This is a genomic window from Lutimonas halocynthiae (assembly GCF_030409835.1).
Classification (GTDB): domain Bacteria; phylum Bacteroidota; class Bacteroidia; order Flavobacteriales; family Flavobacteriaceae; genus Lutimonas; species Lutimonas halocynthiae.
Genome location: NZ_JAUFQO010000004.1, coordinates 598,178 through 614,284, shown reverse-complemented (window position 1 = coordinate 614,284; position 16,107 = coordinate 598,178). Strand labels below are relative to the sequence as shown.

The following is a 16,107-nucleotide window of genomic DNA, read 5'->3' as shown; positions in this document are numbered from 1 at the left end:
ATTAGATTTAGAATAAAAAGCTCCCATAGGGAGCTTTTTTTATTTCTGAATAATTCACATCAATGCGAATTGTATTGTAAAACCTCACTTGGCAGGTAACCAATTCGATGTGCTATCGCCAAAAGTCTTTCATTCGAATTTAAAGTAATGGGCCTGGAATAAATCGTCCATGAAAGATTAGCTGGATTGATGCCATTTTTAACAATTTTATACCCAATTGAAGCTCCTTCAGTCTCCGAGTATAAATCGATTTTTCCATTTTGCAGCTGCACCTGAATTGCTTCTGTCTGCGGCTGAATACCATGGGGATGAAGCCTGGCTATTAATGCTTCTTCAGGAATTAGGCCGGTATCATTAATTTCATCTGTCCAATTTTCACAAGCCTTTCTCATTTTCCCTAATATCGATTTATATGAAGAATCTTGGGATAGATCATGAATTTCATAGGGATCATTTTGAATATCAAAGAGCTCTTCGTTTGGTTTTTTCTCTCTGAACCACAAGGCCTGGTCTTTGTTTAAATTACCTTCCTTTTTTAAACGAAGTAGTTCCTGCATGATAGGCATTTGATTTCTATAAGTGACTTCAAGAAACATGGGTTTTTCGGGATCGTAGTATTTGATGTATTTGAAATTTTTATCTCTTACACTTCTGACATGGTCAGTGGTTTCATCAAATCTATCGGCAGCTCCATATACATATTGCGGTTCTATTCTGCGTTTGTACTCACCAAGAAAAGCCTTCCCCTGCATATATTGAGGAGGTTCAATTTTGGCAAGAGACATAAGGGTAGGTGCCAGATCAATAAAACTGATCATTCTGTTGTCTCTTTGATGTGATTGTTGTGGATTTGGAAATCTTATGATCATTGGAACTTTGATTCCAGAATCATATAATAGCCTTTTTTGCCTCGGAAGTGGCCCGCCGTGATCTGTATACCAAAATATGATGGTATTCTCTAACAAGCCATCTTCTTTTAGTTCATTTAAAATTTTGCCTACCTGAGCATCCATTTCTTTTATATTCGAATACATACGACGGATATCCTTTTTGGCAATGTCGGTATCTGGTAAATAAGGAGGAATAGGTACCTTAAGATTACTATCAACCCACAAGGAATCGTTTTCTTTCTTCCATATTTGAGCCTCATGCGTTATGCCGATATTAAATACTGAAAAGAATGGCTGCTTGTCATGTCTATTTCTCCAATGGGCCTTTGCACCACTTTCATCCCATGCAGTGGGTGTTTTAAGGAATTGATAATCTTCTTTGCTATTGTTTGAGCAATAGTAACCTTCTTTTCTCAGGTATTCTGTAAACATTTTAACCTGTGCTGATGGGACTGCCTCATAGGGTTTGATGTTTTCAGGCATCGCGTTTTTTTGATAATTTATCAAGAACTCCTCTGAAGGTTTACCGCCGAACCAGGGTCCGGTTCTCATATGACTTGCACCTATACTATTGGCATACATTCCGGTAATGATAGCAGCTCTGGCCGGAGCACAAACAGGATGAGGAGAATAGAAATTATCATAACAGACACCTTCTTGCGCAAGCTTACTCAAATTTGGGGTAACAACGGTTGAATCTCCAAAAGACGGAATATATGCACTCAGGTCTTCAGCAACAATCCATAAAATATTGGGTTTACTATTTAGATCTTGACTAAGAGAATTAGAAATTACAATTACATCAGTCTTATTTTTGCTTTTACTACAAGATTGCAAAACAAAACCTGCAATGATAAATATAATATAAAAGCTTAATAAGTTGTTTTTGAAAGGCATATTTTGATGTTGATAAATGGTTAATATTTTTGGTTGCAAGGATGGTCGATGCCTTCTAACAGGGCGCCTTTATCGACCATAATTGATATGCCGGTTATTGCAATTTCATATGACTTATTTAAAGGTATGAATTGATTATTTGAGTATGAATGAAAGAGGTACTTCAAGTCTGTTCATCCACGCTCTTTCATTGTGTGCTGCGCCTTCATATTTTTTTGTCATCCAATTTTTATGATGATAACCATTCTTCGTCATAATCGAATCGATCATCAATTGATTGGGTTCATAAAGAGAATCAATTGTTTTGGTGCCATAATCAAAATAAAATTTATGAGAATCAGGATCAGGAATATGCTGATCAAGGTAATTGACGAAAGACTCTGGTATTGGATTCTTGTAATTTGTAAACGTTCCTGTCCAGTGAGTTGACATGCAAATAGCTCCGCCAAAAATATCAGGATATTCACAAATGGCATACATTGAAATCAAACCACCGTAACTTGATCCTCCAATAAAAGTATGTTGTGCATCTGTATAAGTGCTATAAGCTGAATCAACATATGGTTTTAGTTCTTTAACAATAAATTTGAGGTAATTATCAGAATTGATATCATAAGTATATAAGTCTGTATTTTTACTTATTCTAACTTCATTTAATAGTGAATCCTGAGTGTTTAATGGCAATGATTCAAATGCTTTTTGAGGAAAGTAATCAGATTGTCTGTCGAGACCTGAATTCCAAATTCCAACCACTATGGTTTTTTGAATTTTATTTTCATTTAATAGTTTGCTCATTGTTTCATCTACTGCCCATTCCTGATTGTTCCAAGTTTTTGTTGAGTCAAACAGTGCATGACCATCATGCATATAAAGAACCTGGTATTTTTCATTTGAGCTATACTGATCTGGGAGCCAAATATCAACGTTTCGATGGCTCACAAAAGTAGAATGAAATGGTTTGATATGGATAAGACTCCCGTCACCTACATTCCTCTCGCTAGATTTTTTACAACTAAAAGCAAACAGGATTAAAAGTATAAAGCTGATTTTGTACATTTTGTTTTGCTATTATTTGTTTTAGCTATTGGCAACGCCTTTAACTCTGTTGATCTTATCCTTTTTAGAAAGAGACAGTCTAATGATACTGTCAGAAAGCGCTTCAAGGTCATGAGGAACAGATCCATCAAGAGAAAGCATATCTCCTTTTTTAAAATTGTGTTTTTCTCCATTTACACCAAAGATTATGTTGCCTTCAAAAATTTCTACGACAATTGGAAAGGGTGTTTGATGTTCCTTCATAGATTGCCCTTTTTTTAAAAGAATTCGCAGTTCTTTGCTGTTATCAGTTTCAAGTAGCACAGAGACATTAGGCTTGGTTTCATTATAATTTAAGTCATTTGCTATTGAAGCGGTTTTCATAAGCTAGTTTTAAGTTTGCGGTAAAGATTTAATTTTATATGGTGTCAAAACATGACATTTAGCATCTTGCTGTTTTTCTTTTTTTGCCGAGCCTTCCCTGTGATTCAATTTTTGCAATATAATCTTTAGCCAGCGGTACCTTGCAAGAAGTTTCTCCCATAAAAACGCTTACTTTTCCGATTTTAGCAGCGACTTTTTTAGACTTTTCTGTTAATTCAGGTATAAAACTGCCAACTGCAATAACAAAACCATTCATGGTATATTTCACCCTGTTTTTTGCGTTGTGAATCGTGTTTTCGATTTCATCCAACAGTGATGAATAAGCATTCAAATCTAGAGAATCATTAACGCTGGCATAGTTTGAAAGGGTAGACCAGCCGGCTGCAGCTATATTCTCTTTTTCTGACCGAATCCATTTCAGGCCTAATTCAAATCCGTATGACGTCTCTGCAGCGACCCATGGAACGGCATACTCACTTAAATAATACCAATAGGCAGCTTGAACCCAGCGGTTTAAATCATCCTTACTAATTTGTTTTTCATCGGCCATTAGGCCAGCGAGGTACATGGCATCTGAATTTCCTGTCTCATATAGGGCAAGAGATAAGGTGTGGTTTTTCTTCGTTTTCTTTAATATTTTTTTTAAATCGCCCACTTTAACGCCAAAAAAAGGTTCTTGAGCTCCATGTTTTAAAAACGTATTTTTTGTCCTTTCATCTCCATAAGATTCCAATTCTTTCAATACTGCTGATAAGTCCATTTTGACGTGAGGTTTGGTATTAAGCTATAGTATAATCTTATAAATTTAGCAAAAAAAAACTGCCCATGCTAAAAAGCATGGGCAGGCAGGGTTTTGCATGAACAATAAGAATTTGTTTCTTAAAAGTCTAATCTGATATAGGTATCTTCTTCACTAGGTGTTTTGTCTTCAACAAGATCCAGTTTATAGCTCTTAGGAATATTATCCCAATCTTCATAAAGTTTGCCGTCGATATAGTATCGTTTAGGACCATTTTTTTCTTTGTAGGAATTGTCCATCATTAAACCATAAATATTTTGAGGTGCAGCGGTTCCTGCCATATTACTTCCGAGAACCAATTCGGTGACACCGTCTCCATCAACATCAGCTTGAATCCAGTTTAGTTCAAGTATTCTGTTAAAACTTTCATCAGCGACCATCTCTTCAATTTGTTCATCAAATTGACTTATTATTTCCTCAGCATTTTCAACGTTTTTGCCTAAGGCAAAATGCAAAGGCTTGACCAATAGCGGTTTCTGACCTATGGCTAAATGTTTGGTTACATCATTCAACTGATATTTTAACATATATTGAATCAACAGGGCGTCAACTAGCATGTAATCTATTTTATCAGAAAGTAAATTTTCCAGATTTTTTTGATTGTTTACATCTGAAACAATGGTAATCTGTTTATTATTTCCGAAGTTCCCATAGGCATAATTGTCAACAACTCCGATTCTCATACCGCTTAATTGAGAAAATGAGTTTTGGCTTACATCACTTCCTTTTCTTCCAACCAAAATCAATTGATTATATAAATAAGGTTTGGAAAAAAAGTATTTTTCTTTTCTGTCATCACTTATCCATAAGGCAGGAGATCCGTCAAATTTTCCTGATTCAATTTCACTCAATACATCATTGAACTCAATTATTGAAATTGATGAAACGGTGTTCATTCTCGTTAATGCTTCGCTAACAAGATCAGTCAAAATTGATTTTTCACCTTCCACATTGGTAAAAGGGGGCCAGGCGTCTGCAGCAAGTTTTAATTCTGCTTGCTGAGAATACAAGCTGAAATTAACTAATAAGAGTAAGTAAAGAATAGATTTATTCATAAAAGTACTTTTTCGAAAATAGTGATTATTTAACTTATAGATGGTTTATACTTGTTTTAGTTGCGTTGGAATTCAAAGGATACTTCATGCTTTTTTCGCTTCTTTAATAGCATGATCACAGGCCCTTGCGGTAATCGCCATATATGTCAATGATGGATTTTGAGTGGAGGTGGAAGTCATACAAGCACCATCAGTTACATAGACATTTTTACAGCCATGAAGTTGATTCCATTTATTTAATAAAGATGTTTTAGGATCTTTTCCCATTCTAACGCCTCCCATTTCATGAATATCTAAACCAGGAGCTTGTTTTGAGTCATAGGTTCGAATATTTGTAAATCCGGCCTCCTCAAACATTTGTGTCAATTGCTCATGATAATCTTTTATCATTTTTTCGTCATTATCATCATAGGCAATATCAATTTTAAGCAAAGGAATACCCCAATCGTCTTTTTTTTCTCTATCCAGTGATACCTGGTTTTCTTCTTTTGGAATGGTTTCACCCATCATATGCGACCCGACTTGCCAAACCCCATATGTTGGATTCAACAGTCCATCTTTCAAGTTATTACCAAAGCCACTAGTGTCTTGAAGAACTTGTCTTCTGGCGGTAAATCCTGATGCGTATCCCCTCAAAAAATTCGTTTCCTGTTTTTCAACATTTCTGAATCTAGGCAGATAGGCGCTGGTTGGCTCTCTACCTGTAGTATGTTTATCGGCATATCCATCAAACTCTGCTGACATGCGTGCCCGATAATTATGAAATGCTACATACTTTCCTAACAGGCCATTGTCATTGCCAAGCCCATTCGGAAAGCGAGTAGATTTTGAATTCAACAAAATAAGGTTGGTATTCAAAGTTCCGGCGTTTACAAAAACAATAGAAGCGAAATATTCTTTTTTCTCTTTTGTTTTTGTGTCTATAACAACTACGCCCGAAGCCTGTTGTTTTTCCTCATCGTACATAATAGATTCAACCACAGAATCATGAATCATGCTTAGATTTCCAGTATTCATTGCCCAGGGCAGTGTACTTGAATTACTGCTGAAATAGCCACCAAACGGACAGCCACGTTGACAAAGGTTTCTATATTGGCATTGGCCTCGCCCTTGTTTGGCGAAAATTTCTCGATTCTCGGTGATATGAGCACAACGCCCGCTTATAACATGCCTGTCCTCGTAATTTTCCTCAACCGATGATTTAAAATGTTCTTCAATGCAGTTTAATCCCATCGCAGGCAGAAAATCACCATCTGGTAAAACATCAAGCCCGTCTTTATTTCCGGCAATACCAACAAATTTTTCCACGTAGCTGTACCAAGGATCTAAATCATCATACCTGATAGGCCAGTCTACAGCAAAACCATCTCTCGCCGGGCCCTCAAAATCATAGTTGCTAAACCTTTGTGTTTGCCTTGCCCATAACATTGATTTCCCTCCGGTTTGGTAACCTTTAATCCAATCAAATGGTTTTTCCTGTATATAAGGATGCTCCTTATCTTTTGAAACAAAATGCTCGGCATCTTCTCTAAATACATAGCACTTGCTGGCAATAGGATTCTCTTTCTTAATGTCTTCCGTAAGATTTCCCCGATGTTTGAATTCCCAGGGATTCATATTTGTAGTTGGATAATTTACATTGTGTTTAACTTCTCTACCTCTTTCAATGACTAAAGTTTTGAAGCCATTTTCAGTAAATTCTTTAGCTGCCCAGCCACCACTCATTCCTGAACCGATGACAATTACATCAAAGGTGTTTTCATTCTTATCCATATCAGCCATTTACGTTTATTCTTTTAGAGTTGTCAACTGTTTCACAAGGGCCATAGCTTCCGGGAATCAAAGTATAAGGCATTACTTCCTTCATAATGTATTCAGATTGCATATACCCATAAGAGGTTAAACCTTTTACGGCAGAAACAAAAAACGAGATATCTTTTTGTAAAGGATCGGCATCCTCAGATGCCTGACTTATTATGTCTGATAAGGAATTTTCACGCTCACTTTGCTGCATAGATAAGAAGGAAGTTCCTTTCATCTCTTTTGCAAAGGAATCAAATGATTTCATGCCTTTTAAGAAACTTGCTTGTTTTTCATCATCCATACAATCATCCACCATTATCCAAACAAAATTATGTACTTCAAGAGATGCTGCTCCAGGAATGTCTCCTTCAGGAATAATGCAACTAACAAGCTCTTTCATTAAAGCTTCTTCAGAAGTTTTAATGTTTAACTTATTCATCACCAAACTAACTTTCTCTTCTGAAAAATTGCATGAAGGTAACAATACCATCCCACCTGTTAGGATCCCTAAATTTCTTAGGGCATTTCTTCTGTCCATTTTTTATAATCTAGCATTGCAGCATCCATTCGAACCTAGAAAGAAAGGGTAAAGGAAATATGACTTAGATGGCGGCAAATAAGGTTAAGGCGTAAATATATGAAAATTTATCCTTTGAAAGAATGCATACAAAGCGATATCAAAGCTTTGATTTTCTAAGAATAATTATAAATAACTCAACCACCATTTCTGAGGATTGTTGAGTTTATAACGCATGTATTTCTTGCATAATGGATATAATGATGCTACGATAAGTACCCAAACAAGGTATACGATTCCAAGAGAATAACCATAATCGGCTAATTTATTTGTGCTAAAAGATGTTGAATCAAAAATCATTAATCTCCAGTCTTTTCCTAATACAAATAATGTAAGCAATGCCGCTGAATGAATAAAAAATATGTGTAAAACATAATAAAAAAAGGGCACTCTTCCGAATACAAGCAGAAAATCGGTCACTTTTGATTGAATGCCTTCAAGTAAATAAAGCACTATAAAGGTAGGCCCGATTGTGATAAGAATGTACAGTAAAGAAGGAGGGTATTTTGAAACCTTTAAAAATGATAAAATTGTAAATACCAGATCTTTTTGTCTGCTCCAAGGCGCCATATCACCATATAAATTAATAACTCGTAATAGTAAAAAAAGAGATATGGTAGAAAAACCCAAGATTAATAATATTTTTTTTCTCTTGTTAGCATCGTATTTTTTATGATATAGAAATCCAAAACAATAGCCTAAGGCCATAACAGCAATCCAAGGTAAAACGGGATAATAGAATGAAATCATACGTCCGCTCTCTAGGGGTAGGTCTTTAGCCTGATGAAAAATATACCATAAAATAGAACTAAAACTATTTCCTTCAAAAGTTATTGGATCAAGCATGTTATGGCCAAAAACGATAAGCAGTGAAAGTAAGAGAATTATTTTTTTAGGCAGATGAATCAGGGCTGATAGAAAGATCATAGAAAGACCGATGGCCCATATCACCTGTAAATTTATAAACTCATAATAAGGATTAAACCACCAAAGGAAATTCATAATAATGATTTCAACAAATATCAGCCAAAGGCCTCTAGTGAATAGGAACTTAGATAGCTCTTTCTTTGTTCTGTTTTGCCCGTAAAGACTGGCGGAAGTACCGGTAAGAAAGATAAAAACAGGGGCGCAAAAATGTGACACAAAACGCGTCATAAATAAAAAGGGAGTTGTTGTCTCCAAATCTAAAGGATCAGAAACGATGGCCTCTAAATGAAAATAATCGCGAACATGATCCAGCGCCATAATAACCATCACTAAGCCTCTTAATACATCAATAGATTGGATTCTCTTAGATTTTGTTTGCTCAGTCATTCATGGTTTTTGAATTTGATATTTTGAAAGATAGTGATATCACTGAGAAAGACAAGACACGTATCTTGAAACCTTTCCCCTTTTTGATAATTTTTCAAAATACGTGCACTTGTCAATTTCTATTATTCGTCATTTATTTTACTGCTATAACTGCACTGGTTGGTCCAGTTAAAGGCATTGAACTAACGGTTTTGAATCCTGCTTCTTTAGCCCAAGATTCCATGTCTGAAAAACTATAATCAAAACCTTCTTCAGTTTCAATTAACATGTTTAAAGACATCATTAGCCCGAAGGCATTCGTATTTCTGTCATTATCAATCACATTTTCTATAACTACTAAAGTGCCATTTTCGGGTAAGGCATCAAATGCCTTTCTAATGAGCATTTTTTTATCTTTTAGGCTCCAATCATGTAAAACATTACACATCGTGATGAGTTCGGCATTTGGCAGGTTATCAGCGAAAAAATCTCCTGCCACCGCTTTGACTCGGTCGCCCAAACCGAGTTGTTTAAAATTTTCATTGGCTATTGGTGCTACAGGGGGAAGATCAAAGGATAGACAATTCATATGTGCATTGTTTTTTGCAATATGAACGCTTAAATTACCTCCGGCGCCTCCAATGTCACAATGGGTCTGTATGTTTGAGAAGTCATAATTATGAGCGAACATATCAAAGTTTCCGGCCTGTATGCCTCCCATGGCGTGTAGAAATTCCTTAAGTGTTTCTTGGTTGGCATAAATGGCTTCGAACATAGACGCCTCTCCAGATTGGCTTTCATTTTGTGGTTCTCCTGTTTTTAAAGCACCTTCAAGATTATTCCAAAAGGGATATAACCTGTTATTCGCCATTTCTAACATACCTCCCATATAGGATAATTTGTTTTTGTCTAAAAAAAGAGCTGTCTCTTCAGTATTTGAATAGATGGAGGTTTCTTTTAGACCTTTTCGCTTTAAAAATTGAAGCGCAACCAAGGTGTCCAGAAAATCATATAATGATCTTTCGTGGAGGCCCAATAATTTCTGAATTTCTTTGCCTGACTTTTCTCCTCCAGCCAGATGCGTGAAGAGATTTAGGTTTACTGCCGTCAGGAGGGTTTTGGAAGCCCAAAAACCCAAACCAACTTGCATTATTTTTGAAGGATTGATTTGATTCACTTTGTTGTTTTTTTAGGTTAATAATTAATTATCACTTAGATCAATTGTCTCAATATTTTTTAACTCCTCATTAAGTGCAGCCGTATCCCAGAATCCGCATTCTTCGATAATTTTCCCATCCACAAATTGAACGGTCAGATGCACAGGGATTTCAATAACCTTATTATTCGCTTTTAAAGTTCCTCTCCAGAGCGCCCAGGAATTTACCCAGATTTTGCCTTTGTCATCAATGATACGTTCCATGCTTAGGTCTTCTCTTTCAAAACCATAGCTCGATAATTTAGAGATTAAGTCAATATGTCTTTCCTTGGTTACTTCAGGGCTAGACCATACATGCCAGGTATTCTGATAAATTTTTGCAGAATCAGCATATTGTTCAGACCATTTGTCCCAGTCGGCATTTTCATAATACTCTATGCCTTTTTTAAGCAAATCGATCTCAGGAGAATTTCGTGTATATCTTTCTTTCGTATCCACCTGACAAGAGAGCATAGCAAAAAGCAGCATTGCTGTGAATAATATTTTTTTCATCGTCGTAATAATATAAGGTTTGATTAGTTGATTACTTATTTGGCTGGAATATAACCGAGATCTTCTCTCATCCAACCTCTCTTTTCGTCAGTTTTCCAAGTATACTTTCTCATTTCCTTTAGTACTGGTTCAAAGTCATCTTTCATAAGCTCCCAGTTTTCATCTCCTCTTTTGGCACTTTCTAGATTGCTCTCACCGGCTACTGCAATCATGTAATAGGTTCCCATTACACCAAATCCGGTTTTATAAACACGGTAATGTATTTTTGAGTTGTGTTTTTCAAAGGAGGCTTTGAGCTTCTTCAGACTTGCAACAAATCCTTTATTATTCTCTGGGGTAACATAATTATAATAAAGTGTTCTATAATTTTGGCCTTCAATAGTTTGAGAAATTCCTCCGGGCATATAAGAAAGACCTTTGTTGAGGTATACAACATAGTCACCGTGTTCATCATAAGTAGTGTTAAATCTTTCAAATAGTGCGCTCATTTTATCTTTGCCCATTTTTTCAGAAAGCGTTGCAAATGCATCGATATCCATCTCTGCAAAATTTTGCATTGGTGTAATATATAAATATGAATTATCGTTCAGAGACATTGTCAGCCATTGGGTTTCTTGAACATTATGTTCTGTGCAGGCAGCTACCAGGTCTTTGGCAATCTGTTCGTATTCTTCTCTCATTTCTGGTTTTACACGGTCTTCGTGTATCCAATAAGCTTGGTAATCTTTAGAATCCTGAGCAAAGGAAATCAAAGGCAATAAGGTCATGACCAGAGTAAGCAGGCTAATTTTTAAATTTTTCATTTCGTTTTGGTTTTAAATATTTGGTTTATGGTTATTCAATTTTTGGCCTCTCCAATACATAGCCGAGTTGCTGCAATAAGGCGAGTTCAGTGTAAAAAATTGTTTGGTGAGTGATTTTGCCTTGCTCGTCAAAATCTAATCGGCTAGCGCCGTTGATCTGAACTTTTTTACCTGTCGCAGGAACATCTCCAAATACACCTGTGTTGGTACCTGTTAAATTCCAGTTCATGAATATCTGGTTGTCAACCGGTGTAATTTGCTCCACTGTGAAATGCAGGTCAGGAAATGCAGTAAAATATATATTAAAGATGGCTGTCAGTTCAATGAGGTTGGTTGCGGCTTCAATATTGTTTACATCTCTTTTGAATTCATTTGAAAAATATTGATCAATATTTTTTAAGTCCTTTTTGTTCCAAACTACATCGACAAAAGCCAGAGATGTTTTTAAATTCTTTCTTTCTTTTTCAGCTCTGCTTTCATTTTGAGTGCAAGCTGCCAAAATCAAGAAAAGAAATACTATTCTTATCGATGTAGACATTTGATTTTTTTTTACAGTAATTCAATTGATCTTTAGACCAACTAATTTAAGTCTCTTTTAGGCTAAAAATCAAACCTCTTAGGACAGAGACTCGTTTTTCTTGTCCCAAGAGCCCTTTTTATTTATCAAAAGCATTTATATTATAATTTGTAACTTTCGATATGTAATGCTACAGTAAGACAAATCAGTTTCTATTTTTTCGTTTCTTTTTGATCATTTTATAATTATTGATTTTAATACTGAGCAGCAATTATGACCTCAATATGATTAAACATTTTTCATTTTATTTATTAGTTGTTTTTTTATTTACATGCAATATTGATTGGGTGTATGCGCAGCAACTTATTGATCATGATAGGCCAGTGGCTTATTATAGGGTGTTTGATGAGACGGATAAATTTGATGCTTCTTATTTAGAGGACCTTGAAAAGGGTTATTCCAGTATTGAAGTAGATACCCTGAAATTTGCAGCCCTTAATGACCTTGCTTACTATACTCATACTAGAGACTTAAAAAAATCACTCGAATTAACAAGGAAGGGTCTTGAGCTGGTCAGGGCTTCTGAGAATATCCTGTGGGAAGGACGATTTCAGATAACTGAAGGTGCCATTTTGTTAAGAATGGAAAAATTGGACACGGCTTTTCTCATTCTGAAAGATGCCGAGCAAAAAGTGCTTAAGAAAGACCTGCCATTACTTTATACACAACTCGGTTATATTTCTGAAAGAAAGGGAAATATTTTAAAGGCGGCTGATATTGCTTTTGAATGTAAAAAGATTGGAACTGAATTAAATGACAATAGAGCAATTGCTCAGGCTTATAGTGATCTGAGTAATTTGTATTGGAAGTTTTCGGATTTCGAAAAAGGGCTGGACCTTGGGATGCAATCAATCAGTTATTTTGAGCAGCGCAATGTAAAAGATATGGATTATGATTTTGCACTCTATGTAGTGGGAAATAATTTATTGAATCTTCAAAAGTATCAGGAGGCCTTGATATATTTTAAAAAAGCGATATCAATTGGAGAACAGTATGGGTTTTATAACAATTTAAGTGACATCTATATTTCCTTAGTTGATCTTTATACTGAATTAAATGAATATGAAGAGGCTTCTTCAGCAGGGCAAGAAGCCATTAAATACGCTAACTTAATTGATAACGACTTTTTACTTATGAGATCGTGGTTGGCCATTGGAAGATTGAATTTGTTTCAAGGAAAATATGAGGAAGCTATAGGCTTATTAAAACAATCTCTCTATGTTGCCACACCTGAATTTGGAGATAAATTCTTTTTAAGTCAATTGCATTACAGATTGGGAAAGGCCTATCGTGGAAATCATAACTATAAAGACGCCATTGAGGCTTTTAGCGTATATGATTCGCTTAAAAGGCAAGTATTTGATGATAATTCAAAACAAAGAATGGCCCTATTAGAGTATGAATTTGATTTAGAGGCAAAGGAGACCACCATTATTGGTATGGAGGAACGAATAAAAAAACAAAACTCTACACAATCTTTGATTGTAATTATATCAGGGCTTTTACTGGTTTTATTGATGGTTTTGTATGTTACTTATCAGAATAATAAAAAAAAGAATATCCTTCTTGAGAGTCAGAATGAGGAGAAGGAATTTCTTTTAAAGGAAATTCATCACAGGGTTAAGAACAATTTGGGAATTGTATCAAGTCTTTTGGATCTGCAGGCCGATAAAATAAAGGACCCAAAAATTATTGCAGCTATAGAGGAAAGTAGAAATAGGGTGTATTCTATGAGTATGATCCATCAGAAATTATACCAGGGAAATAATCTCTCAACAATAGAAATGAAAGAATACCTTATTGACTTGAGTAAACATATTTTAGACTCCTTTGGCTCAGAAAATGAGGTTGGATACATATATGACCTTGAGGATATGCAACTGGATGTTGATTCAGCAATTCCAATAGGTTTGATCGTAAATGAATTACTAACTAATGCGTTCAAACACGCTTTTCCTGAAGACAGAAAAGGCATTGTTTATATAACCTGTAAGTATATAGCAAAAGACCGAATTCTCTTAGAAGTGGCTGATAACGGGATAGGGCTTTTGGAATTTGACAAAGAGGATGATCAAGGCAGCGGTTTTGGAACCCAGCTCATTGATTTACTGATTCATCAGCTCGATGGCTCCATTATGACATTAAGTGGAGAAGGAACTAAAATTAGGATGGAATTTGATGTCGATTAAAAAGTTTGTAAACGGTCCATCAATTCTTTTCTCAAGGTCTTGCTCAAGGGAACAGCTTTTTTTCCTATCACAACATGGGTTCCTGCTACTTCATCAACGTGAGAAAGATTGATGATAAATGACCTGTGTATTCTTAAAAAATGTTCACGAGGTAATCTGTCATTAATTTCTTTCAGCGTCATAACAAGCAAGCATTCTTTTTTCTTTGCATAGATTTTACAATAATTTCTATCAGCTTCAAAATAATAAATATCGTTAATAAGAATTTTGATCATTTTTTCATTTCTCCTCACATAGATACTGTCGCTTTGTACAAAGGGAGAAATACACGTTTCCTCTTCTTCACTAGCAAAACCATTTCTATTGAGCCTGTCCATTGTAAGGTCTATGGCATGCTGCAGGTCAAGCTTTTTAAAAGGTTTTGAAATGAATGCATATGGGTTTGTAGATTTAGCTCTTTCAAAGTTTTCTTCGTCAGCATTTGCCGTTAGATAGATGATGGGTATATTGTTTTCCAGGTGCATTTGATTTACGGTTTCTATCCCGTCAAGGTCACCTTTTAATTGAATGTCCATAAGAACAATGTCAGGCCGGCTATGCCTTACATGTGAGATGGCTTCTTCACCACGTGAAACGATTCCTGTTACTTCATATCCCAGCTTGGAAAGCTGTAGTGAAATATTTGCACCAATGATCATTTCGTCTTCTACTATCAAAATTTTTGCGGGGGATTTCATATTGATTAGTTATATCGGATAAATAAATGGAAATTTTTAACTCAAAAAATAATAATACTTTGACAATTTAAATTGTTCATTTGATTTTAATAAAAAATATCCAATACAGTTAGCTGCATTTGGATTCATTTTCTTTTTTTTAAGCAATTAGGAATGAGTCGAATATAGTGAAATTTTGGGAAATAGGCAAAATACAGTACCAGGCTATGAATCGATATGAGGCACCTAATCGTTAAAATTGCGAAACAATGAATCTTAAACTTTTGAAAGGAACATGTATTATATTTAAAGCTCTCATGTATTTACACATCTGTGTTTGACTAAAAAACAGTAATTTTGTTAAGCTAAAATGTTTAGAGTATGGAAATTGAACAAGCCAAAAAAGAATTAAAAGAGAAAGGGTTTTTAGATATAGAAACCAATGAAGGAATAGATTATGCTGTTGAAATTCAAAAACTTAAGAAGGAGAAGAATGCTGTAATTCTTGCTCATTATTATCAAGAGCCGGCGATTCAGGATATAGCTGATTTTGTAGGTGACAGTTTACAGCTTTCATATAAAGCGGCAGAAGTTGATGCTGACCTGATCGTTTTTGCAGGAGTTCATTTTATGGCTGAAACGGCCAAGATTCTAAACCCAAAAAAGAAAGTATTACTTCCAGATCTTAACGCTGGTTGTTCTTTATCTGAGGCTTGTGAAGCCAAAGATTTGCAGGCATTTAAAGATGAGCATCCAGATCATGTTGTGGTTACTTATGTAAATACATCAGCTGATGTAAAGGCAATAAGTGATATTTGTTGTACTTCTTCAAATGCAAAGAAGATAGTTGATTCCATTCCTTTGGATCAACCGATCATATTTGCTCCGGATAAGAATTTAGGAGCATATATCAATAAAGTAACAGGTAGGAATATGTTATTGTGGGAAGGCGCATGTATTGTACATGAGGCTTTTTCAATAGATAAATTATTAAATACACATCTGGCGCATCCTGAGGCTAAAATTATAGCACATCCAGAATCTGAGGAGCATATTTTAAAGACCGCTGCCTATATTGGTTCTACATCAGGTTTGATAAATTTTGCCAAGACAGATTCAGCAAACGAGTTTATTGTTGCGACAGAGGCAGGCATATTACATGAAATGCAAAAGAAAGTTCCCGGGAAAACATTGTATCCAGCTCCAGCAGTTGAAGACAATACCTGTGCTTGCAGTGAATGCCCCTATATGAAAATGAATACAATGAAAAAGTTGTACCTCTGTATGAAACATGAGTTGCCTGAAGTGAATGTCCCCGAGGACGTTCAGAAAAAGGCGCTGATACCAATTCAAAAAATGTTAGACATTTCTTCAAAATAAA

At 35.4% G+C, this 16,107-nt stretch carries 15 protein-coding genes; 2 read left to right on the top strand and 13 right to left on the bottom strand.

Annotated features, from left to right (window positions below):
- Positions 1–59: 59 nt before the first annotated feature.
- From QWY87_RS08530 to QWY87_RS08475, 12 genes are all read right to left on the bottom strand, one after another.
- Positions 60–1,787 carry a sulfatase family protein gene (locus QWY87_RS08530; protein WP_290290265.1) on the bottom strand — a complete coding sequence of 576 codons (1,728 nt, stop codon included), beginning with the start codon at positions 1,785–1,787 and terminating at the stop codon, positions 60–62.
- Positions 1,788–1,922: 135 nt separating this feature from the next.
- Entirely contained in the window at positions 1,923–2,843 is a 921-nt protein-coding gene (locus tag QWY87_RS08525) for an alpha/beta hydrolase (protein WP_290290263.1), read from the bottom strand.
- Between the two features lie 21 nt (positions 2,844–2,864).
- Positions 2,865–3,206 carry a cupin domain-containing protein gene (locus tag QWY87_RS08520; RefSeq protein WP_290290262.1) on the bottom strand — a complete coding sequence of 114 codons (342 nt, stop codon included), beginning with the start codon at positions 3,204–3,206 and terminating at the stop codon, positions 2,865–2,867.
- Positions 3,207–3,264: 58 nt separating this feature from the next.
- Complete coding sequence (locus QWY87_RS08515) at positions 3,265–3,966, bottom strand: DNA alkylation repair protein (RefSeq protein WP_290290260.1); 702 nt, start codon at positions 3,964–3,966, stop codon at positions 3,265–3,267.
- A 119-nt stretch (positions 3,967–4,085) separates the two neighbouring features.
- On the bottom strand, positions 4,086–5,060 hold the full coding sequence (locus tag QWY87_RS08510) for a substrate-binding periplasmic protein (protein ID WP_290290259.1): 975 nt from the start codon (positions 5,058–5,060) through the stop codon (positions 4,086–4,088).
- 84 nt (positions 5,061–5,144) lie between these two features.
- Entirely contained in the window at positions 5,145–6,842 is a 1,698-nt protein-coding gene (locus tag QWY87_RS08505; RefSeq protein WP_290290257.1) for a GMC oxidoreductase, read from the bottom strand.
- On the bottom strand, positions 6,835–7,401 hold the full coding sequence (locus tag QWY87_RS08500) for a gluconate 2-dehydrogenase subunit 3 family protein (protein WP_290290255.1): 567 nt from the start codon (positions 7,399–7,401) through the stop codon (positions 6,835–6,837). Before QWY87_RS08500 ends, QWY87_RS08505 begins: the two co-directional genes overlap by 8 nt.
- 165 nt (positions 7,402–7,566) lie before the next feature.
- On the bottom strand, positions 7,567–8,754 hold the full coding sequence (locus tag QWY87_RS08495) for an acetyltransferase domain-containing protein (protein ID WP_290290253.1): 1,188 nt from the start codon (positions 8,752–8,754) through the stop codon (positions 7,567–7,569).
- Positions 8,755–8,887: 133 nt separating this feature from the next.
- On the bottom strand, positions 8,888–9,910 hold the full coding sequence (locus tag QWY87_RS08490) for a methyltransferase (RefSeq protein ID WP_290290251.1): 1,023 nt from the start codon (positions 9,908–9,910) through the stop codon (positions 8,888–8,890).
- 24 nt (positions 9,911–9,934) lie between these two features.
- Complete coding sequence (locus QWY87_RS08485; protein WP_290290249.1) at positions 9,935–10,441, bottom strand: nuclear transport factor 2 family protein; 507 nt, start codon at positions 10,439–10,441, stop codon at positions 9,935–9,937.
- 35 nt (positions 10,442–10,476) lie between these two features.
- Entirely contained in the window at positions 10,477–11,244 is a 768-nt protein-coding gene (locus QWY87_RS08480) for a hypothetical protein (RefSeq protein WP_290290248.1), read from the bottom strand.
- A 31-nt stretch (positions 11,245–11,275) separates the two neighbouring features.
- Entirely contained in the window at positions 11,276–11,782 is a 507-nt protein-coding gene (locus QWY87_RS08475) for an ester cyclase (RefSeq protein ID WP_290290247.1), read from the bottom strand.
- Between the two features lie 263 nt (positions 11,783–12,045).
- Here QWY87_RS08475 and QWY87_RS08470 point away from each other — a divergent pair, with 263 nt between their 5' ends.
- A complete protein-coding gene (locus tag QWY87_RS08470; RefSeq protein WP_290290246.1) occupies positions 12,046–14,010 on the top strand; it encodes a tetratricopeptide repeat-containing sensor histidine kinase in 1,965 nt (654 codons plus the stop codon).
- Here QWY87_RS08470 and QWY87_RS08465 read toward each other — a convergent pair.
- Positions 14,007–14,747, bottom strand: coding sequence for a response regulator (locus QWY87_RS08465; protein WP_290290244.1), 741 nt, complete (start codon positions 14,745–14,747; stop codon positions 14,007–14,009). The genes QWY87_RS08470 and QWY87_RS08465 overlap by 4 nt on opposite strands.
- Positions 14,748–15,107: 360 nt before the next feature.
- Between QWY87_RS08465 and nadA the strand changes: the two genes are divergently transcribed.
- Positions 15,108–16,106, top strand: coding sequence for a quinolinate synthase NadA (gene nadA, locus QWY87_RS08460; RefSeq protein ID WP_290290242.1), 999 nt, complete (start codon positions 15,108–15,110; stop codon positions 16,104–16,106).
- The last annotated feature ends 1 nt before the right edge of the window (position 16,107 follow it).